At 51.6% G+C, this 19460-nt stretch carries 25 protein-coding genes; all 25 read left to right on the top strand.

Features of this window, described 5'->3' with window-relative positions; genetic code table 11:
* The first annotated feature begins 25 nt into the window (after positions 1–25).
* The 25 genes from ACDZ28_RS04100 (at position 26) to ACDZ28_RS03980 (ending at position 19446) form a co-directional block, all read left to right on the top strand.
* Positions 26–214 (top strand): hypothetical protein, encoded by a 189-nt coding sequence (locus tag ACDZ28_RS04100; RefSeq protein ID WP_375104069.1) that lies wholly within the window; start codon positions 26–28, stop codon positions 212–214.
* A gap of 234 nt (positions 215–448) precedes the next feature.
* On the top strand, positions 449–988 hold the full coding sequence (locus ACDZ28_RS04095) for a hypothetical protein (protein WP_375104068.1): 540 nt from the start codon (positions 449–451) through the stop codon (positions 986–988).
* On the top strand, positions 969–2795 hold the full coding sequence (locus tag ACDZ28_RS04090) for a phage terminase large subunit family protein (protein WP_375104067.1): 1827 nt from the start codon (positions 969–971) through the stop codon (positions 2793–2795). The genes ACDZ28_RS04095 and ACDZ28_RS04090 overlap by 20 nt, the downstream gene beginning before the upstream one ends.
* Before the next feature lie 23 nt (positions 2796–2818).
* On the top strand, positions 2819–3043 hold the full coding sequence (locus ACDZ28_RS04085; protein ID WP_375104066.1) for a DUF6148 family protein: 225 nt from the start codon (positions 2819–2821) through the stop codon (positions 3041–3043).
* The gene (locus ACDZ28_RS04080) at positions 3040–4626 is read left to right on the top strand and encodes a phage portal protein (protein WP_375104065.1); all 1587 of its coding nucleotides are present in this window, start codon (positions 3040–3042) and stop codon (positions 4624–4626) included. Before ACDZ28_RS04085 ends, ACDZ28_RS04080 begins: the two co-directional genes overlap by 4 nt.
* Positions 4580–5899 (top strand): head maturation protease, ClpP-related, encoded by a 1320-nt coding sequence (locus ACDZ28_RS04075; protein ID WP_375104064.1) that lies wholly within the window; start codon positions 4580–4582, stop codon positions 5897–5899. The genes ACDZ28_RS04080 and ACDZ28_RS04075 overlap by 47 nt, the downstream gene beginning before the upstream one ends.
* Complete coding sequence (locus tag ACDZ28_RS04070) at positions 5899–6264, top strand: hypothetical protein (RefSeq protein WP_375104063.1); 366 nt, start codon at positions 5899–5901, stop codon at positions 6262–6264. Before ACDZ28_RS04075 ends, ACDZ28_RS04070 begins: the two co-directional genes overlap by 1 nt.
* Positions 6265–6275: 11 nt before the next feature.
* Positions 6276–7319 (top strand): major capsid protein, encoded by a 1044-nt coding sequence (locus ACDZ28_RS04065; protein ID WP_375104062.1) that lies wholly within the window; start codon positions 6276–6278, stop codon positions 7317–7319.
* A 13-nt stretch (positions 7320–7332) separates the two neighbouring features.
* Positions 7333–7674, top strand: coding sequence for a hypothetical protein (locus ACDZ28_RS04060; protein WP_375104061.1), 342 nt, complete (start codon positions 7333–7335; stop codon positions 7672–7674).
* A gap of 2 nt (positions 7675–7676) precedes the next feature.
* Complete coding sequence (locus ACDZ28_RS04055) at positions 7677–8000, top strand: hypothetical protein (RefSeq protein ID WP_375104060.1); 324 nt, start codon at positions 7677–7679, stop codon at positions 7998–8000.
* Positions 7997–8578, top strand: coding sequence for a phage tail protein (locus ACDZ28_RS04050; protein WP_375104059.1), 582 nt, complete (start codon positions 7997–7999; stop codon positions 8576–8578). Before ACDZ28_RS04055 ends, ACDZ28_RS04050 begins: the two co-directional genes overlap by 4 nt.
* Before the next feature lie 22 nt (positions 8579–8600).
* Entirely contained in the window at positions 8601–9023 is a 423-nt protein-coding gene (locus ACDZ28_RS04045; protein ID WP_375104058.1) for a hypothetical protein, read from the top strand.
* Positions 9020–9373, top strand: a complete 354-nt coding sequence (locus tag ACDZ28_RS04040; RefSeq protein ID WP_375104057.1) for a hypothetical protein — start codon at positions 9020–9022, stop codon at positions 9371–9373. Before ACDZ28_RS04045 ends, ACDZ28_RS04040 begins: the two co-directional genes overlap by 4 nt.
* A 3-nt stretch (positions 9374–9376) precedes the next feature.
* Entirely contained in the window at positions 9377–10822 is a 1446-nt protein-coding gene (locus ACDZ28_RS04035) for a phage tail sheath family protein (protein WP_375104056.1), read from the top strand.
* Between the two features lie 13 nt (positions 10823–10835).
* Positions 10836–11354, top strand: a complete 519-nt coding sequence (locus tag ACDZ28_RS04030) for a phage major tail tube protein (protein WP_375104055.1) — start codon at positions 10836–10838, stop codon at positions 11352–11354.
* A gap of 11 nt (positions 11355–11365) precedes the next feature.
* Positions 11366–11686, top strand: coding sequence for a hypothetical protein (locus tag ACDZ28_RS04025; protein ID WP_375104054.1), 321 nt, complete (start codon positions 11366–11368; stop codon positions 11684–11686).
* 202 nt (positions 11687–11888) lie between these two features.
* Positions 11889–14750 (top strand): phage tail tape measure protein, encoded by a 2862-nt coding sequence (locus tag ACDZ28_RS04020; protein WP_375104053.1) that lies wholly within the window; start codon positions 11889–11891, stop codon positions 14748–14750.
* On the top strand, positions 14747–14950 hold the full coding sequence (locus ACDZ28_RS04015) for a tail protein X (protein WP_375104052.1): 204 nt from the start codon (positions 14747–14749) through the stop codon (positions 14948–14950). Before ACDZ28_RS04020 ends, ACDZ28_RS04015 begins: the two co-directional genes overlap by 4 nt.
* A gap of 10 nt (positions 14951–14960) precedes the next feature.
* Entirely contained in the window at positions 14961–15983 is a 1023-nt protein-coding gene (locus tag ACDZ28_RS04010) for a phage late control D family protein (protein WP_375105305.1), read from the top strand.
* 1 nt (position 15984) lies between these two features.
* On the top strand, positions 15985–16215 hold the full coding sequence (locus ACDZ28_RS04005) for a hypothetical protein (RefSeq protein WP_375104051.1): 231 nt from the start codon (positions 15985–15987) through the stop codon (positions 16213–16215).
* Positions 16215–16619: a phage tail protein gene (locus ACDZ28_RS04000; protein ID WP_375104050.1), complete on the top strand. Its 405-nt coding sequence runs from the start codon at positions 16215–16217 to the stop codon at positions 16617–16619. The genes ACDZ28_RS04005 and ACDZ28_RS04000 overlap by 1 nt, the downstream gene beginning before the upstream one ends.
* Complete coding sequence (locus tag ACDZ28_RS03995) at positions 16616–16951, top strand: lysozyme (protein WP_375104049.1); 336 nt, start codon at positions 16616–16618, stop codon at positions 16949–16951. The genes ACDZ28_RS04000 and ACDZ28_RS03995 overlap by 4 nt, the downstream gene beginning before the upstream one ends.
* A 1-nt stretch (position 16952) precedes the next feature.
* Positions 16953–18083 carry a baseplate J/gp47 family protein gene (locus tag ACDZ28_RS03990; protein WP_375104048.1) on the top strand — a complete coding sequence of 377 codons (1131 nt, stop codon included), beginning with the start codon at positions 16953–16955 and terminating at the stop codon, positions 18081–18083.
* Positions 18076–18627, top strand: coding sequence for a phage tail protein I (locus ACDZ28_RS03985; RefSeq protein WP_375104047.1), 552 nt, complete (start codon positions 18076–18078; stop codon positions 18625–18627). Before ACDZ28_RS03990 ends, ACDZ28_RS03985 begins: the two co-directional genes overlap by 8 nt.
* Before the next feature lie 12 nt (positions 18628–18639).
* Positions 18640–19446, top strand: a complete 807-nt coding sequence (locus ACDZ28_RS03980) for a phage tail protein (RefSeq protein ID WP_375104046.1) — start codon at positions 18640–18642, stop codon at positions 19444–19446.
* Positions 19447–19460 lie beyond the last annotated feature (14 nt).

The raw sequence follows: 19460 nt of genomic DNA, 5'->3' as shown, positions 1-19460 counted from the left end.
GCTCTTTTTTATTGGAGGATTGATCATGGAGAAGATGCCGCGGCAGTTATATGTTCCACCTCGGCAGCCTGAGAAATGCAGAAGCTGCTTGTGGGGAGAGTGGACCGGTACGAAGCAATTCTGTAGTCGCTTGGAATGCCAGAGGAATGATATGAAACGGGGGGACGAAACTGCAGCGCAACCCGGATACCTGAAAAAGGCGAAAAACCTTTAAAATCGTCCCAAATTTAAAGCTTTGGGTCCCTCTGGGAAATAAAAAAGAATGCGGGTGCGCGTGAGCCCGATTTTCGGCTAGGTTTATTTTCGAAATGGTCGCTTCGTTTCTGTATTCAGGCGGTTGCATAAATAACCGTATATGGTGAATAAACCAAAAGCCCTTGATACATAAGGGTTTTTAGTCGTTTTCAGGATTTTATGAGGTCATTTTGAGGGGAGGGGAAGGCATTTAATGGCGAAATCAGGGGATACACAAAGCGAAATGATATTTACCACCAATCAGATGGCGGAATTGCTTGGCTTGACTCCGCGCAGGATTCAGCAGTTGGCGGAAGAGGGCGTAATCGTAAAGAGCAGCCGGGGCAAGTATGTGGCAGCTGAAAGCATCCAAAATTATATCCAGTTTCAGTCTGAAAGCGGCGGCGGAGCTTCTGAAGTCGACTATTTTGATGAAAGAGCCCTGCATGAGCGGGTAAAACGGCGCAAAGCGGAGCTGGAATTGGCTGTAATGGAGGGTGATTTGCACCGTTCCGACGATGTAAGGCTGGTCATGAATGACATGATTGTGACCTTTCGTTCCCGGATTCTCGCCATGCCCTCCAAACTGGCCCCTCAAATGCTTGGGCAAAGCGAGCTGCCGGTAGTACTGGACCTTCTTACGAAGGAGGTAAAGGAGGCGGCAGCCGAGCTTTCCGAGTACGATCCAGAGAAATTCTATGCTGTCAGTGAGGAATATGTGGGGTTGACGGCCGATGCCGAAGATACCAGCTAAACTTAACCAACTATTTAAGGGATTTGCGAAGCTGATCGCCCCGCCTCCTGACCTGACGGTATCCGAATGGGCAGATGCTTACCGCAAACTATCCCGAGAGGATTCATCGGAACCAGGACAATGGCGAACCAGTAGAGCGCCATTCCAAAAAGAGCCGATGGACGCAATCAATGATCCGCATGTTGAAACCATTGTTCTCATGTGGGCTTCGCAGACCGGAAAAACAGCGCTGATGATGAACGTCATGGGCTTCTTTGTCGATTATGACCCGGCACCGATAATGTTGGTGCAACCGACGATCACAATGGCCGAAGCGTTTTCCAAGGATCGACTCGCGCCGATGATCCGGGACAACCCAACCATCAAAGACAAGGTTCATGACGTGAAAAGCAAGGATAGCGGCAATACCATCCTGCATAAGCGATTCCCAGGTGGCAGCATCACCATGTCCGGGGCTAATTCTCCGGCTTCGCTGGCTTCCCGCCCGATACGCATCGTCATGATGGACGAAATTGACCGGTTCCCGGAATCGGCCGGCACTGAGGGTGATCCGGTCAACCTGGCGACGGCTCGCAGTGAAACCTTCTGGAACAAAAAACGGATTCTTATCAGCACGCCAACAGTCATGGGGGCATCCCGCATTGATTTCGCTTATGAGAATAGCACGATGGAGCAATGGCATTTGCCTTGTCCGGAATGCGAAGAGCCGCAGCCGTTGATCTGGAAGGGAATCGAATATGATTTTGATGAAAAAGCCAATCGACTCAAGAGTGTCGCCTACCGGTGCCAGCACTGCGGTATGCTCTCCACAGAACACGAATGGAAGGCCGGGGCAGGAACTTGGGTTGCCCGCAAAGATCATGCCGACACTCGGGGCTTCCACCTCAATGCCTTGGCTTCGCACTTTGTTTCCTGGTCGCGGATCGTAAACAAATTTCGGGAAGCAACCAGGGGCGGCAAGGAAATGCTCAAGACCTTTTTCAATACGGTCATGGCAGAAGCCTGGGAAGAAACGGGGGAGAAGCTGGATGATGAAATGCTGTATCAGCGCCGGGAGGATTATGGCGAGGAAATAGATGTGCCCAGCGAAGCCGTGCTGCTGACGGCAGGAGTGGATACCCAAGACAACCGGTTAGAGGTGGAGGTCGTCGGCTGGGGGGCGGGCAAGGAGAGCTGGGGCATTCAGTATCACATTATCCCCGGTAATCCTGCGCTCCCTGAGATATGGCAGGAGCTGGATGCTTATTTGGACCGTCAGTGGAAACGGGCGGATGGTTCTTCTGCCGTCATTTCCGCGGCATGCATCGACTCCGGTGGTCACCATACTACCGAGGTCTATAAATACTGTAAACGCCGAGAACACCGGCGTATCTTCGCGATCAAAGGGGAAGGCGGACCCGGAAAACCAATTATCGCCGGACACAGCCGGACAAAGCGGGAGAAGTGTCTGCTGGTCCGCGTCGGTGTTGATGCCGGTAAAGAGCGAATTACCTCTAACCTGAAGCTGGAAGAATGGGGGCCAGGGTACTGCCACTTCCCGGACGCGGCAGACAAAGGATATTCTGAGCAATACTTCCGCGGTCTAACGGCTGAGCGCAAGGTGCTGCGCTATTACAAAGGGCAGCCGCGCTACGAATGGCAGAAGACGACAGCCCGAAATGAACCGTTAGACTTGCGAAATTACGCTATGGCTGCACTGGAGATCGTGAAACCGAACCTCGACGCGCTGCCTCCGGCTTCAGGGCAGCCCATGGGAGGGCCAAAGAAACCTAAGCGGAAGCGCAGCACAATAAGCAAAGGCTTGTAGCCTGAAAGGGGGTGAAGGAACGTATGCCAATGACATGGCAAGAAGCAGAAGTACATTTGAAGGCATGGCAGGCGGCGGATCTGGCGGTTTCGACTGGTCAGTCCTATTCCTTGGGAAGCCGGAGCTTGACGCGGGCCAATATCGCTGATATCCGGCAGCAAATTGCGTATTGGGAAAAGAAAGTGCTGGAGCTTCAGACCGGACGCCGGGGCGCACGGGTGATGCGTGCAGTTCCGCGTGACCTATGAACCTTGTCGATCGAGCAGTAGCGGCGGTATCCCCTGAGCGAGGTCTGAAACGGCAGGTAGCGCGCCGGAAAATGGAAGTAATGAACTCTGGATATGCCAATCATGGAGCCAGTCGGACAAAGAAATCTTTGCTCGGCTGGCTTTTTCGTGGGGGTTCGCCGGATGAGGACATCATTGATAACCTGGAGACGCTGCGGCAGCGGTCCCGTGATTTGTACATGGGTGGGGCCACACTGGCAACCGGAGCATTGAAGACAGCGCGGACCAATATCGTTGGTACCGGCCTACGGCTGAAGCCGGCGCTGGACGCTGATTTTCTGGGCCTAAGTGAGGATGAAGCCCAGGACATAAAACGTACCATTGCCCGAGAATTTTCAATGTGGGCAGACTCTCTTCACTGTGATGCTAATCGAATCAATAATTTCTATGAGCTGCAGCAGCTCGCCTGTCTGTCCTATCTCATGAGCGGCGATGTGTTCGGCCTGCTGCCGATGGTTCCGCGCAAGCATTCCATTTATGACCTGCGCATTCGCCTAGTTGAAGCAGATCGCTGCTGTGACCCGAGAGACAAGGGCGGGAAGGACATTAAAGGCGGGGTTGAAGTGAATAGTGACGGCGAGATTGTGGCTTATCACTTCGCCAACAAACACCCCTTAGCCAATGGAGTGTATGACATTAGCGGATGGGCTAGAGTCGAGGCGTTTGGCGAAGAGACCGGCCGCCGCAATGTCGTTCACATGATGGAGTCGGAGCGGCCAGAGCAGCGGCGCGGAGTACCATTTATCGCGCCGGTGATCGAATCGCTGAAGCAACTCGGGCGTTATACGGAAGCCGAACTGATGGCTGCTGTAGTGTCCGGGATGTTTACGGTCTTTATCCAGTCCGAAGCTGCCGGTAATCCACTAGCGGACGGCATTGACCTGGACGATCAGGTGGATACCACGGACGATAGCAGTTACGAGCTTGGAAACGGCGCAATTCTCAGTCTGGGGCCGGGAGAGACGGCCAACACGGCTAACCCTGGCCGCCCAAACACCGCCTTCGATGGTTTCGTGACCTCTATCCTCCGTCAAGTGGGGTCAGCGCTGGAAATTCCGTATGAGCTGCTGGTGAAGAACTTCACCTCGTCGTATTCGGCCAGCCGGGCGGCACTGCTGGAAGCCTGGAAAATGTTCCGAATGCGCCGGAGCTGGATCGCAAATGATTTTTGTCAGCCCATATATGAAGAATGGTTCGCAGAAGCCGTGGCAAAGGGACGTATTCCAGCGCCCGGCTTTTTTGATGACGAATTAATTCGCCGGGCTTACACGAAGGCGGAGTGGCATGGTCCGTCACCGGGTCAATTGGATCCGCAGAAGGAAGCGACAGCTGCAGTCACCCGAATTGAAAACGGATTGAGCACGCGGGAGCGGGAAGCTGCAGAAATCAACGGTAGCGACTTCGAACAGAATCACCGGCAACTGGTCCGCGAGGAACGCATGCGCCGGGAAGATGGTTTAACCGCAACGCCAGCAACGGAGGGAGGTGAAAAAACGAATGCCGAAAATGACGACGACGATCTTCGCCGCGAAGAAGATCAATAACAGCGCGGAGCTGACGATTTACGCACCGATTGAGGATGAGGAGTCCTGGTGGTACGACTCCGTGACGCCGAAGGGGGTCATGCGGGCCGTTGCCAACCTGGGAAATGTGTCTGAAATCGTGGTCCGGATTAACAGTAACGGCGGCAGTGCCTTTGCAGGGCTTGCGATTTATCAGTATCTGAAGGACCACGCCGCGAAGATCACGGTGAAAGTGGATGGCCTGGCCGCCTCGGCCGCCTCCATTATCGCAATGGCGGGCGACAAGATCATTATGGGTACCGGCGCCATGCTGATGATTCATAATCCATGGACCGTCACCATGGGGGAATCCAAGGACATGCGGCAGACGGCGGATATGCTGGACAAAATCAGTCAGTCGCTGGTGGCCGTGTACCAGGAGCGTACCGGCAAAGCCCCGGATGAATTGCAGACAATGCTGGATGATTCCACATGGCTGACTGGAGATGAAGCGGTTTCCATGGGCTTTGCGGATGAAGTAGACCGGCAGTTCCAAGTATCTGCAGCCATTCGCGGTGGAATCGCCGTGTTCAACGGTCAGCGCTTTGACTTGCGGGCTTTTGCTTCAGTGCCAAAGCTGCCGGAAGCTGCTGAAGACCTTAATGTCCGTGACGAAGCCAACTCCCTGCCACTCTTTGATGTCGGAGAGCGCTGCGTAATTGTAGGCACGCCGCATGATCCGTCTCATACAGGCGGAGAGGTCCGGGAAGCTGTCCTGACCTGGACCTATGGTCTGCTGCTGGATGGGATGGAGGATATGGGCGTGCATCACTGGTATGTCGAGTCGGAGCTTGGGCCGGACGAATCAAGTAGTGACGACGATGAGCCGGACATGAGTTATATGAATAAAACCAAAACACCTGGAGGTGCTGAAACTGTGAAGGACTTAGGAGAATTGAAAGCTAAACACCCGGATATTTACCAAGCGGCCATTCAGGCGGAGCGGGACCGGATCAAGGCGCTGGATGATCTGGCTTCCCCTGCGAATGCCGCGATTATTACTGCCGCCAAAGAGTCGGGAGCTACGCCAGAAGCGACAGCGATGGAGATCATCAAGGCAGATAATGCCCGCCGCGCCGCGATGGCCGGAAAGTTGAAAAACGATGCTGATAAATCGGGGATTGATGATCTGGAGCCGGATGCTCCGGACGATCTGATTCCTGCAACGAAGGAAATCAAGGACCAGAAGAAGACTGAGGCACAAGCTGCGGGTATTGCAGCCTTCGCCAAGAATCTCAGAGGAGGTACACGCTAATGCCAGAACAGTACACAGACGTTTTTGCATATGACAATCTCTTTGCTGGACCGCCGCATGTTATTGCCAAGGGAGTCATCTTCCAGGGTTCTGGCACCTTCAAGCGCGGTCAACTTGTGCAATATGTCAGCACGAATGCTGCAGGGGTCGATACCGTCAAGCCATATGTCGGCGGGGAAACAGATCAGCCCTACGGTGTCCTGGCGGATCCGGTGGTTATCGTGACCACGACGCAGCTGGCTTCCATCTATCTGAGCGGGGAGTATAATTTGGCTGCCCTCAGAATTGACGGGACGATTGCTGTCAAAGACCATGTCGAAAAGCTGCGCCAAGTCGGACTGATCGTGAAGACAGTCGTAAAATAAGGAGGATAACCATGGGATACTATGATACACGAACATTGCTTACTGCCATCCGGCAGATTCCACCGATGCAGACCTTTCTGCGGGACCGATTCACGGTTAAAGGGAAGACCTTCCCTACCAAGACGGTGGAAATTGAATACACCAAGGGCAAACGCCGCCTTGCGCCGTATGTCTCGCCTCTGCTGCCGGGTAAGGTGGTCAGCCGGGACGGGCGCTCTGTGAAGGTGATCGAGCCTGCCTTAATCAAGCCGGCACGTAGCATCACGGTCATTGATATTGAACAGCGCGGATTCGGGGAAGCTCTTTATTCAGAGAAGACACCGGAGGAGCGTGCGCAGGAGTTGCTGGCTAGCGACTTGATTTATTTGGACGATATCATCACCCGCCGTGAAGAGGTGGCCCTTGCGGAGCTGATTTTCACAGGGAAGGTTACGCAAATCGGGGAAGGCGTCAATCAGGTCATTGATTACGGCCTGACCAATAAAGAAATCCTGACGGGGACCAATTTGTGGAGTAACGCCGCGAGCAAACCTGTCGGCAATCTGATTAACTGGAAGCAGTTTGTCGGTAAGGCTTCAGGTGGAACTGTCGGTACCGTGCTCATGGCTACAGATGTCGCGCAGGCCTTCATCGAAAATCCACAGATTTTGAAACTGCTGGATAACCGCGGGTTCTCGCTGGGTAGCATTGCGCCGAAGGATAACCAAAACGGCGCCAGTTACATCGGGTACCTGAACTTCCCTGGCGTAGAGTTCTGGAGCTATGACGATTGGTATCTGGACGACACGGAACTGGACGGCAATGGCGACCCTACGCTGAAGCCTGTCATTCCAGCCGGTCATATCGCTTTCCTGCCGAATAGTCCATTCATCCAATTCAATTATGGGGCGATCACGCTGATGGGCGACGACCACAAGCATAAGACCATTGAAGGTTCCCGCGTGCCGGATGTATGGTCTCAAAAGGACCCAGCAGTTACTTGGTTGAATATCCACGCCAAACCGCTGCCGGCTCCGATGAACGTCGATGGCTGGTTCGTCGCTAAGGTCCTGTAGAGGAGGGAACGACATGCCAATTATTTCCGATTGGATATTCAACACGCCGGACGGAATGATTCCTGCCGGTGAAGTGGTACGGCTGACGGATGAAGAAGAAGCGGATTTGGTGCAGAAGGGGCTTGCGGTTTGGGCGGATGAAGAATCCGTAACCGGCGCAGCCCCTTCGGACGTTCCTCCGGAGGATCAGGAAGAGGACGAGGAGGAATGGCCCACGGTTGAAGCTTTTGCTGCGGCCAAGGCGGAAGAACAGAAGGAGTTGCTGCTTGAGGCCGGGATCGAGCCGGCTTCCAACGGTCCGGAGCGGCTGAAGCAGTACGAAGCCTGGCTGCAGGAGGATGGTGGAGCGGAATGAATATGCCCGTTCCCAATTTCAAGGACTTCCTAGCTACCGACATTCAGAACGTCTTCCTGAATGTAAATGAGTTTGCGGAAACGTACACCATTGACGGGAAGCCAGTTAAGGCCATGCTTGATTCGGCCACAGACAGCAAGCACCCCCTGGCTTATGCTGAGGGGGTTTCGCTTGTTGCCGATGTGCTTTACGTGGATGCGCAGGAGTTAGGCCGTGTGCCGAAGCAGGACGGCTGGATTACGATCAACGATGTAAAGTACCACATTATTCGAGTGGCTTCTGAGCGGGGCATGCTTGCGCTCTACTTGGAGGTTAATGCCGGATGAAAATTGAGGGATTAAGCGATGCAATCAAAGGGACTAAATCTCTGCGGAGCAAGATGCAGCCCGCTGCGTCCCTCGCCTTAAACCGTGTCGGCCAGGGTATCGTGACCGAATCCGCCCGCAAGGTGAAGGAGACGTATAACATCAAAGCAGCTGACGTGAAGGCGGGGCTGCGGCTGGTGTTATCTTCTCCGGATGCTGGGGAAATCTTCATCAAAGCTCGCGGCCGTAACTTGCCAATTACACGGTTTAAGGTAACGCCAAAGGCTCCGGCCAAAAAGCGTAAGGTGATTAAGGCTGCGGTCAAACGTGGTGATACCAAAACTCTTGGGCCGGCTTTTATCACCTTCCGGCGTGGCGAGAACAGGGTCATGAAACGTAAATTCCCGACTGGTCAGAGCGGCCGCCCCCGTGTTGTTAACCGATTGGGCCAGCGGCCGGAATTGCCGATCGAGGAACTGCATGGCCCAGCCATACCTCGCATGCTGAATGAGCCCCAGGTGCTCGCCCACATCCAAGATGAAGCTGAGAAGCGGATGGATAAACGCCTGGAGCATGAAATCAAACGAATTTTGAAATGAGGTGAGTCCGATTTCCACGCCCTTGCTGCTACTGCAAGCACTGAAAGACCACCTGCAGGCTTTGGTCAGCGATAATGCCCAGGTGAAGCCGACGATTCACGTTGGCTTCCTGCCGCCGAAGGACAAGGATAATGAGAACATTAGTGAATTTCCGTTTATCATTATTCGGCCGCATGTCGGGAAAGACCAGCAGGACAATTCCAAAATCACGGTCAAACTCGTGTTTGGGACTAAATCGGAGGATCCGGAAGGCTTTATGGACTTGTTCGGCATCATGGAGCAGGTCCGTTTTGACCTGCAGAGTAGGCGAATCATTAACAGGCGCTTCAAGATGGACCTTCCGTATGATTGGGAGTTCTTCGAGGAACAGCCTTATCCAGAATGGTACGGACAAGCGACTACGATCTGGACGCTGCCAGCAATACAAGAGGAGGGATTACTTTGAACGTGAAAAAAGTTAAAGAAGAAGGGTCAGTCGGACCGAATGCCGGAACGCTCGATATTGTGCCTGAAGGAGAAGTTGTAATTCCAAAGGGAGAGGGCGAAGCGCTAACGCCGGAAAAAGTTGTTTCCCGGATTTACGTGGGACCCAATCTCCGCGCAGGTCGCCTGCTGCAATCCACGGTATTCCGGGGAGGCATTCCGGCTTATTTGCAGCCGCTGCTTGACGAGCTGCCGGACGTTGCGTCTTTGATTGTGCCGGTGGACGAAATGTCCGGGGTTCAGGAGAAAATTGTCCAGGTTGGCACGCCGGAGTATGGAGCTTACAACGCGATTTTGAAAGGAGGGTTTTAGACGATGGCTTTTAAACACGGCGTTACAATCATCGAACAGGCAACATCCGTGCTCGCGCCGACAGAGGCGACAAGCGGCATACCGTTTGCCGTGGGTACCGCCCCGGTCAACTTGGCGTCCGCCCCGGTGGCGGTGAATACGCCGGTGCTGGTGTATACCTATGCTGAAGCGGTAGCTGCACTCGGCTACTCGGACAATTGGGAGGATTACACGCTCTGTGAACTGATTTATTCTCATTTCGCGCTGTATGCCAAAGCTCCAATGATACTGGTCAATGTGCTTGATCCAGCAACGAACAAAACAGCGGTCGAGCCTGCGGAGCTTCCGGTCAGTAACCGTGTGGCAACCCTGGCGGTAGAAGGTGTGCTGCTTCCGTCCATCGTTGTTAAATCTTCGGATGGCGTGACCACTTATAGTAAGACCACAGATTACACGGCTGCTTTTGACGAAGACGGCCATGTAATGATTACAACCAAGCCCACCGGGGTTATCGGCAGCAGTGTTGCGCAGCTGCAGGTAGGATATGATGTGCTGAATCCTGCGGGTGTAGACGCTGACGATATCATCGGCGGTGTGACTCAAGACGGAGCCTATACTGGCTTTGAGCTGGTCAACCAGGCATACCCTCGCTTTGGCATCCTGCCGGATCTGCTACTGGCTCCGGGCTGGTCGCACTTACCGACAGTAGCGGCGGTCATGAAGGCCAAGGCCGGAAATATTAACGGTAACTTTAAAGCTATTGCGTTGACGGACCTTGACCCGGAGCAGGCCTATACTGACGCGGGTGCCTGGAAGTCGAACAACAGCTATACGGGACCTCTGCAAATTGTGACATATCCTATGCTGACCCTGGGAGATAAGTTGTTTCATTACTCCTCACAGCTGGCCGGGGTCATTGCCACAACGGATGCGGCCAATGGCGGGATTCCATTCGCTTCTCCTTCTAATAAGGCCTTGCAGGCAGATGGCACGGCGCTCGCAGATGGCACGGACCTGTATCTTGGCGCAGATCAGGCGAGCTACTTGAACAGCCTGGGCATCATGACAGCCCTGAATCTTGGAACAAGCGGTTGGAAGTCATGGGGCAATAGCACCGGGGCGTTCCCCGGAAACACGGATCCAAAGGACAGTTTCATTCCGATACGCCGGATGTTTAACTGGATTGGCAATAGCATCATTCTGACGTATATGCAGAAGGTCGATGATCCGATGAATAAACGGCTGATCACAACCATTACGGACAGCCTGAACATTTGGCTGAATGGTTTGACCAGTTCGGGCGCTCTGCTGGGTGGCCGGGTGGAATTTAACGATTCTGAAAACCCCGTTACGGATCTGATGGCTGGTAAGCTCACTTTCCACCTGCATATCACGCCGCCAGGACCGGCACAAGAAATCTCGTTCTTGCTTGAATACGACACATCATATCTGACCGCGCTGTTCGCGTAGAAAGGAGTTAAACATGCCACAAGTACCTGAAAGATTAGCAGGCTATAGCGTGTTCAGAGACGGCACGGAGCGGGTCGGTACAGCCGACATTGAACTTCCGAGCTTGGAGTCCATGAGCGATACCGTTTCCGGAGCCGGGATTGCGGGTGAAGTTGAAAGCCCGACAATCGGTTTCTACAGCAGCCTGGGTGTGACCTTGAACTTCCGGACCTTGGATGTTCCAATGATCCGTCTAGCTGCCCCGAAAGCCCATGCCCTTGATTTCAGAGGGTCGCAGCAGGCGTATAACTCGACTACGGGTGAATATGAAAGTATCCCGGTGCGAGTAAGCGTCCGTGCAGTGCCTAAGAATACCACCTTGGGTAATTTCGAAGTCAATGCGGGTACCGGAAGCTCTATCGAAATGGAGTGCAATTATCTGCTGATCTTTATCAATAATGTAAAAATGCTTGAGCTCGACAAATTTAATAACATCTGCTGGATTGACGGAGTCGATTACTTAGCTCAGTACAGACAGCATTTGGGACTGTGAGGGATTAGATCATGCCAACAAACGAAAAAAATACTTCCGTGGAGGCCGGAGAGCACGTTTATACGCTCAGTCGGCCTTATGTTTTTGAAGATGTGGAATATACGTTCCTGAATTTGGATTTCGATGCTTTGTTCGGGGATGATCTGCTGAAGATTAACGCTAGATTTGATGCGGAAGCGAGGAATTTCTCCTTCGTGAAAGCTCTCTCGCTGGCGTATCAACTTGAGGTGGCCGCAGCTGCTGCAAAGATTCCTGTACAGTTCTTTAACAGATTGCCAGCGAAAGACGTGCAGAGAATCGGCCAGAGGGCACAGAATTTTTTGCTAGTTTAGGCCTGGCAGACAAACAAGGCCCGCGCAAGCTGAAAAAGCTGGCTGCGGGTCTTTCTTCTGCATATTTCACTCCAATTCCGTTTTGGCTTAACATGCCGCCGAGAGAAATGTACGAGTGGATCGAGGATGCCAATGAAATGGCAAAGGAACGAGATAAACCTCAGCAGAAAAAGCCAAAGCGGAAAAAGAGGTGAACTAGCTCATGGCAGGCAAAGAGTACAAAATAGCGTTTGAATTACAGGCAAAGCTCGAGTCCAGTTATAACACCGTAACGCATAAAGTCCTGGACAACCTTGAGAAGATTAACGATACCGCCCGGGCTATTGAGGCGATCCGCATATCCGGTGATATGGTTCGGCCACTGCGCGAAGGGCTTCAGGCAACGGAACGGGAGTTTGATCAACTACGCCGGATCCCGCGGATTGACGGAATCTTTACTGAAACCGTCAAGGAACTCAAAGAGGCGGTCAAGGAATCTGCGCAACTCGCTCGTAACCTGCAGGAGATTGCCCGGATCCGGATGCCGTCGAATATGTTCGGCAATGATTTGCAGCAGTATACCCGGGATATGCAAGATCTCGAGCGCCGCATGCGGGAAATTAACGACATCCAAGGACCGCAGCCGGGAGATCCTGGCGGAGGAGGCGGGGGCGGTGAAGGTGATGGAGGTAGTTCTGGGGCTTGGGCCTTAGGTGGTGCCGCGATTGCTGGAGGCATCGGAGTTGCTGCCGTGGCGGGGCTTGGGTTAGCCGGCCATGCTGTGTTCTCTTTCTCTGAGGAATATCAAGAAGCTTTGAATCAAATAGATTCTGCTACAAGTGCTTCTGATCTTGAAATGGTTGGTTATAGTAAGACGCTGGTTGATCTCTATAATCAGAATTTAGGCGAGAACTTATATGATGTTGCAGAAGGTATGAGTACAGTTCACCAGGTTACTAAACAAACAGGAGAGGCTCTCAAAGCAGCGACTAAGAGCGCGATTGTTTTTAGAGATGCCGCAGGGGAAGATGTTCAGGAATCTGTGAAAGCAACGGATACTATGGTTAAGAACTTCGGTGGAGATTCTGTTCAAGCATATAATTTGCTTGCGCAGGGATGGCAGAAGGGATTAAACAAGTCAGGAGAAATGCTAGACAGTGCAAATGAGTATAGTGTCTATTTTGACAAGATTGGCTTTAATGCTAACCAAATGTTTGATACTTTTGCAGCGGGCCTTGAAGCCGGGGCGTTTAATCTCGACAAAATCGGTGATAGCGTAAAAGAATTTGGAATTAGATCAAAAGATGGTTCGAAAACAAGTATCGCTGCATACCAGATGTTGGGTTTAAACGCTGATAAAATGACTGCAACATTCGCAGCCGGTGGACCTGCAGCAAAGAAAGCATTTGATCAGGTTGTGGCTGCTATCGCTGCTGTAAAAGATCCAGTTAAACAATCTGCTGCAGCTGTAGGGTTATTCGGTACTCAAGCTGAAGACATGGAAATAGGTGTTATTACATCTCTCGGAAATGTGAAGAGTCAATTTGATTCTACAAAAGCCACTATTGATGAGATCGCAGCAACAAAGTACAACACTATAGGTCAGGCAATGGGTGGAATATGGCGTACCTTGAAGACAAGTCTCATCATTCCCATTCACGATGAAATGCTTCCGTTATTTCAGGATTTATCTGGGAAAATGACCGAATGGGTTCCAAAGGTAATGGGTGCATTCGGCAAGGTTGGCGGAGCAGTGAAAGAGGCGGCATTAAATATCCAATGGCTCTATGAGAATGGTTTTGATGGCGAGATGAGAGGCGTCACGGAAAATTATTTGACAGCCTTCGGTATGGACAAGGGAACTGCTGAGGAAATAGCACTTAGCATTCAAAGTGTTTATGATTCCGTGGCAGGCGTTGTCGATGATATTAAGAGCCTATTTACTGGAAAAATTAACATCACTGAAATGCTCGGCTTTAAGAAAAAGGACATGAAGGGCATCACATCAGGTTTCAAGGATATTGTCGGTGGGCTCATGGGCTATTGGGCTGATTTCGGGAAAAACCTGCTGGGGTTGTGGCCGAACATCAGAAGTATATTCGTATCTTTGGGAACCATCGTCAAAACGGTTGCTCCGATAGTGGGGGCGCTGGTTACTACGGCTGTCGCTGGCTTCCGGGCGATATATAACGCTGTGCTTCCGATTGCGACTTATCTCGCGGGGAAAATGTGGCCTATTGTGCAGAACATCTTCAATTTTCTCAGCACCCAGGCATTCCCGCAGGTTGCCCGGTTAATTGCCGCCCTTATGCCGCAGATCATGGGCATTGCATCCAAGGTGCAGGAGGCATTCGGTGCAATCGGCGGATGGATCAGCCGGACATTCGAAGCATTGAAGCCCACGCTGGATAATCTGTTCGCAACCTTCGAGTTTGTTTGGGGAGCGATTAAAATCGTGATATCCAATGCCATTGATGCTATTGGCGGCGTAATTAGCGGCCTCCTGACATCCTTGGGCGGAATCATCGACTTTGTCACCGGCGTATTTAGCGGGGATTGGGGTAAAGCATGGCAAGGTGTTCGGGAAGTATTCGAGGGGATCTTTACCGGCATTGGAGCCGTTCTTGTTTTCCCGATAAATGTGGCCGTCGATGCTATTAACGCAGCTATTCGCGGAATAAACAAAGTCAAATTCGATGTTCCGGATTGGGTACCTGGTATTGGAGGGGATACATTCGGTTTCGACATACCCACCCTTCCGCATGTTGGCGGTTATGCGAATGGTGGATATGTGGACAGTCCAGAGTTGGCCTGGATTGGTGAAGGGCGTTCTCCGGAATGGATCATCCCCGAAAACAATTCGGCTCGATCTCAGGCGCTCCTGCAGGCTGCCAATCGAAGTATGGGCAGCGGAGACAATGGAAGTACCACTGTTGGTGATTTCATTTACAAACCGGTATTCAATTTTTACGGTCCAGCAGATCAGGAGGCTGTGCAGCAGATGGAGCAGCGGAACCAGCAGGAGTTTGGGAAGCAGTTTGCAGATTATAAACGTCAGGCTATGAGAAGGAGCCTATCGACATGATCTATACCACAGTACAAGGCGACACCTGGGATGGTATCGCCTTTAAAGTTTATGAGCAGGCAAGTCTTATGACACTGCTAATCAATGCCAATCCAGAGTATGTTTCGACTGTCGTATTCTCAGGGGGCGTCTCTTTGAATGTGCCGGATAAACCTGCTGACGCTGCCGACACGCTGCCACCATGGCGGAGGGAGGAATAACGTGGAGAGCATGCAGGACGCACGCAGGGCGCTGCTGGTGATCACATACAACGGCAAGGACATTACCACTGATATCGCCAAGTCGCTGATTGACTTTTCTTATAACGATGCGGCGCCGGGTGATGCTGATGATATTGCTATTAATCTCGAAGACCGGGCGTTGAACTGGTCCGGTCCCTGGTCTCCTGGGGAAGGCGATAAAATCAAAGCGGAGATTCGAACCGTTAACTGGGGAAAGCCGGGAGAGATCAAAAAGCTGCCACTCGGATCTTTTGAAGTGGATACTGCTGATTTTTCCGGTCCTCCGGATGCGGTATCCATCAAGGCATTATCTATTCCGGTAGGCGCGGACATTCGGCAAGAAAAACGCTCCCGGAGCTGGGAAAAGACCAATTTAAAGACACTGGCCACTCAAACCGCGAAGAACGCCGGGCTGAAACTGCTATATGAGACCAAGGATAATCCATCCTATGACCGGCTGGAGCAGAGTGATATGTCTGACCTCGCGTTCCTGGTTGAGACAGCCAAGAAGGAAGCGATAGCGGTCAAAGTGGCGGCGGGAAAGCTGGTTCTTTTCGATGAAGCGGAATATGAAAAGGCGGCTGCAGTTACCACAATCACCAAAGGGACAGACAATGTCCTGTCCTACGCATTTAATTGGAGCACTACGCTGGTCGCGTATCGGGCCTGTGAGGTCAGTTTTACCGATGCTAAGAAAAAAAAGACTTACAAGGCCATATACTCTCCGCCTGGCGCCCCGAAGTCAGGACCCATCCTCAAAATAAACGAGCAGGTTGATTCGCAGTCAGCAGCAATCCGTCTTGCCCAAAAGAGACTCCGAGAGAAGAACAAGGAGGCCGGCAAAGGAATGCTTGGGCTTATGGGTGATATCCGTATGGCGACTGGCCTGACGATCAACATCAAAGGATTCAAGAGGTTTGACGGGAAGTACATCATCGAGTCTTGCTCCCACAGCATCGGCAGCGGGGGATATACAACGAGCCTCGGTATCAGAAAAGTATTGGGGTGGTAGTATGATTCGAACAGGCATTGTATCGACAGTAGACACAGCAGCACGAACCATCCGTGTTACTTATCCGGATAAGGATGATCTTGTATCCGGCGAGTTGCCGGTTATAGGTCCGTCCATGATTGGACTTACCCCCGTGGATCTGCCGGCAGTCGGCCAGACGGTGCTTGTTGGCTATCCAGATAACGGCACAGACGGTTACTGCCTAGGTGTTATCCCTGGAGGTGAATCCTAATGGCAATGAGCAAGATTGGCAGCCTGGGGCCGGTGGTGTTTGTCGTGTCTCCGGAAGCCATTCGAACGTTTCAGGACTTTTCTCGCAGCGCCGCCAGCAGGTTTGCGAAGCACGACATTATTATGCAAAAGCCTAAAACACAGTTTCTTGGCCCGGGTCTCGATACGATCTCGTTTAAAATGTGGTTCGATGTGCGGTATGGTCTCAAGCCTCGGAAAGAGCTGGATAAACTGACGGAGCTTGAGCGCAAGGGGAAAGCAATACCCCTTATTATCGGCGGGAAGGGGCTTGGAACAGGATTATGGGTGATTACGGGCCTTAGCCAGACCTGGGACAAAATCGACAGTGCAGGCAATGTGCACCGCGCCACTGCTACAGTGAGTCTGGAGGAATACGTAAAATGAGCACATTTACCGTCGATATGACGAAAACGGCAAGGGTTGATTTCTCTCCGTTAACACTCGCGGATGAAGTTGGCCAAAACATCAGGTATATCCTGTCTACAGCGTTAGGGAGTTCGCCACTATCCCGTGAAATCGGGATAGATTTTGGAATGATTGACGATCCTTATCCGGTTGCTGTAGCCCGGCTAACCGCCGAAATCTACGCGGCTGTCGGTGAGCAGGAGCCCCGCGCCGTTATTACCGAGGTATCTTTTAACGGCACAATAACAGACGCCGTCACGGGGCGCATAGCGGCTGTAGTGAAGTATTCATTATCTGAGGAGATGGGGTGATATGGTGAAATATGTTGATCTGCCAGACATTATGTTTGCAGAAGAAGATGCAATTGCTATTCAAGAGAACATTATAACCGTATATGAAGTCCTAGCAGACCGCACATTACAGCCCACTGATCCAGTGAGGCTGTTTTTAAATTCATTGGCGGCCATTATTGTGCAACAGCAGGTACTTATTAACCGGACAGCCAAGGGGAATCTACTGAGATATGCTTCAGGGGAGTTGCTGGATCATATTGGGGCGTTTCAAGGGTCAGAACGATTGCCAGCATCTGTAGCAATTACCACGCTACAATTTACCCTCTTCATTCCCCTTTCATCTGCTACGCCTGTTCCAGCAGGTACAAGAGTAGGCGTTCAGGGTGGTGAGGGTTCAATATACTTTTCCACCACAGAGTATCTAGAAATTCCAGCAGGAGCAACAACTGGCGTAGTGACTGCAGAGTGTTCTGCTGCCGGCACAGTGGGCAATGGTTTCATCCCTGGTCAGATCAATGTCCTGATGGATCAGATGCCCTTTGTGCAAGCTGTAAGCAATCTGACAGCAAGCAGTGGGGGGGCGGAAGTAGAGACAGACGAAGCCTTTAAGGAACGAATCCGGACAGCCCCAGAGTCATACAGCACGGCTGGCCCAAAGGGTGCATATGAATTTTGGGCTAAGTCAACGTCTGCAGCAATACAGGATGTTTATGCTTATTCTCCTGAAGCAGGCATGGTAACGATTGTGCCTTTGCTTGCAGGAGGACAGATTCCTGGACAAGATGTGCTGGATGCAGTTGCTGAGACATTGGAGGACAGAGGCATCAGACCTTTGACGGATCAAGTGACGGTAGAGGCGCCGGCGCCCGTCGAATACAATACAATTTTAACCTATTATATCAGCCGCAGAAGAGCTGCAGAGGTGCCTACTATTCAATTAGCTGTGACAGCAGCAGTCGGCGCCTATCAAGCCTGGCAGCGATCAAAGCTTGGCCGGGATATTAACCCATCTGAGTTAATTGCACGAGTCATGGCGGCAGGAGCACTAAGGGTTGTGATTAACGCTCCGACGTACACCGAATTAAACATGACGCAGATTGCCCAAGACAATCCGGCAACTGTTACGTATGGGGGCCTAGCCGATGATTAGTATCACCAATGTAAGCCTTCTTGATCTGATGCCACAGTCCATCCGAAATGATCCTAATATATCAGCTGCAGCTTCAGCACTAGACGCACAGTTGCAGCAGACAACATCAATGATCTCTGCCCTAGATATATTTGGTCGGGTTTCAGGATGGACGGAAGAGGAAACAGATGAACTGGCGTGGCAGTATAATCCACCTTATTATGATCCTGATTTGCCTTTGGAACAAAGAAGGTTGCTAGTGCAAAACGCTATACCATTTCACCGACATAAGGGCACTCCGGGGGCTGTAGAGGATCTGATTGCAATCCTATTTGGCGAAGGGGCTGTAGAGGAGTGGTGGCAGTACGGCGGAGATCCATATCATTTTCGAGTGATTACGAATAATGCGGATATCACAACAACACGGGCCCAAGAATTTTATGCAGCGGTGGATGCGGTAAAACGCCTGTCCACTGTGCTGGACAGTGTAACAATTACACAAGCAGAGGAGCTGCCGTTATATTTCGGCGGTTATTTGCATTTTGGGGAACAGATAACGATTTAAGGAGGGACACATGTGGCTGTATTTGACGGTATGAAATTAACGAATAAAGGACTTGTGCTGCAGGGAAAAGCACAGGCAGGAACTCGTCTTAACTATACTCGTTTTGCTGTAGGGGACGGGAACATCAGCGGACAATCCATACCAGCGCTTAATGGGTTGATCTCCCATAAAATGAACCTGCCGATCAGTCGTATTGCTGCTCAACCTCCCAATAGAGTGGCAATTGGAACGGTATTATCTAACGCTACCGTAACTACAGGGTTCTTTTTCCGTGAGGTGGGCATATTTGCTCAAGATCCGGATGTAGGAGAGATTCTCTATGCTTACGCCAATGCTGGGGCCACAGCGGATTACATCGGAGCAGGTGGCGGGACAGACGTTATAGAGAAGTCTTTTAACGTTATCGTAGCTGTAGGGACAGCGTCTAATATTACGGCTACAATCGACGATTCACTTGTGTTTGCATTGAAAAAGGACACAGATGCCAAGTTCAATCAAACTAGTGGTCACAAACATACTGGAGCGCCTGGTGACGGACCCAAAATTACAGGCGATGGACTGGCTGCAGGAGCAGTTGGAACAATCCATATTGCAAGTAAAGCAGTCACTTTAGAAAAGGTATCAGATGATATTGCATCAAAAGAGTATGTAGACAATAAATCTACGAGAATCTTCTTGTCTTCCACCCCTCCAGAAAACCCAGAAATCGGTACAATCTGGTATGACGATAAGGGCGAAGATTACGATATTGGAGACGGTCTAGTGGTAGGCAATGCGAGTTTTGATGCCTCTACAGATATATGGTTTGAAGAGATATAAGGGAGGTGCCTGAT

Origin of the sequence: Paenibacillus sp. RS8, assembly GCF_041956825.1 — a bacterium.
Lineage (GTDB): Bacteria > Bacillota > Bacilli > Paenibacillales > Paenibacillaceae > Paenibacillus_AQ.
The sequence above is the reverse complement of the archived record's forward strand: the minus strand, read 5'-3'. Positions and strand labels throughout refer to the sequence as shown.

Bases quoted from the DNA above. Each gene is read 5' to 3' on its own strand.
- ACDZ28_RS04030 (WP_375104055.1), top strand. From the start codon at position 10,836: ATGCCACAAGTACCTGAAAGATTAGCAGGCTATAGCGTGTTCAGAGAC.
- ACDZ28_RS04025 (WP_375104054.1), top strand. From the start codon at position 11,366: ATGCCAACAAACGAAAAAAATACTTCCGTGGAGGCCGGAGAGCACGTT.
- ACDZ28_RS04020 (WP_375104053.1), top strand. From the start codon at position 11,889: ATGGCAGGCAAAGAGTACAAAATAGCGTTTGAATTACAGGCAAAGCTC.
- ACDZ28_RS04100 (WP_375104069.1), top strand. From the start codon at position 26: ATGGAGAAGATGCCGCGGCAGTTATATGTTCCACCTCGGCAGCCTGAG.
- ACDZ28_RS04085 (WP_375104066.1), top strand. From the start codon at position 2,819: ATGCCAATGACATGGCAAGAAGCAGAAGTACATTTGAAGGCATGGCAG.
- ACDZ28_RS03990 (WP_375104048.1), top strand. From the start codon at position 16,953: ATGGTGAAATATGTTGATCTGCCAGACATTATGTTTGCAGAAGAAGAT.
- ACDZ28_RS04070 (WP_375104063.1), top strand. From the start codon at position 5,899: ATGCCAGAACAGTACACAGACGTTTTTGCATATGACAATCTCTTTGCT.
- ACDZ28_RS04090 (WP_375104067.1), top strand. From the start codon at position 969: ATGCCGAAGATACCAGCTAAACTTAACCAACTATTTAAGGGATTTGCG.
- ACDZ28_RS03995 (WP_375104049.1), top strand. From the start codon at position 16,616: ATGAGCACATTTACCGTCGATATGACGAAAACGGCAAGGGTTGATTTC.
- ACDZ28_RS04065 (WP_375104062.1), top strand. From the start codon at position 6,276: ATGGGATACTATGATACACGAACATTGCTTACTGCCATCCGGCAGATT.
- ACDZ28_RS04095 (WP_375104068.1), top strand. From the start codon at position 449: ATGGCGAAATCAGGGGATACACAAAGCGAAATGATATTTACCACCAAT.
- ACDZ28_RS04010 (WP_375105305.1), top strand. From the start codon at position 14,961: ATGCAGGACGCACGCAGGGCGCTGCTGGTGATCACATACAACGGCAAG.
- ACDZ28_RS04050 (WP_375104059.1), top strand. From the start codon at position 7,997: ATGAAAATTGAGGGATTAAGCGATGCAATCAAAGGGACTAAATCTCTG.
- ACDZ28_RS04000 (WP_375104050.1), top strand. From the start codon at position 16,215: ATGGCAATGAGCAAGATTGGCAGCCTGGGGCCGGTGGTGTTTGTCGTG.
- ACDZ28_RS04035 (WP_375104056.1), top strand. From the start codon at position 9,377: ATGGCTTTTAAACACGGCGTTACAATCATCGAACAGGCAACATCCGTG.
- ACDZ28_RS03985 (WP_375104047.1), top strand. From the start codon at position 18,076: ATGATTAGTATCACCAATGTAAGCCTTCTTGATCTGATGCCACAGTCC.
- ACDZ28_RS04080 (WP_375104065.1), top strand. From the start codon at position 3,040: ATGAACCTTGTCGATCGAGCAGTAGCGGCGGTATCCCCTGAGCGAGGT.
- ACDZ28_RS04055 (WP_375104060.1), top strand. From the start codon at position 7,677: ATGCCCGTTCCCAATTTCAAGGACTTCCTAGCTACCGACATTCAGAAC.
- ACDZ28_RS04075 (WP_375104064.1), top strand. From the start codon at position 4,580: ATGCCGAAAATGACGACGACGATCTTCGCCGCGAAGAAGATCAATAAC.
- ACDZ28_RS04005 (WP_375104051.1), top strand. From the start codon at position 15,985: ATGATTCGAACAGGCATTGTATCGACAGTAGACACAGCAGCACGAACC.
- ACDZ28_RS04060 (WP_375104061.1), top strand. From the start codon at position 7,333: ATGCCAATTATTTCCGATTGGATATTCAACACGCCGGACGGAATGATT.
- ACDZ28_RS04015 (WP_375104052.1), top strand. From the start codon at position 14,747: ATGATCTATACCACAGTACAAGGCGACACCTGGGATGGTATCGCCTTT.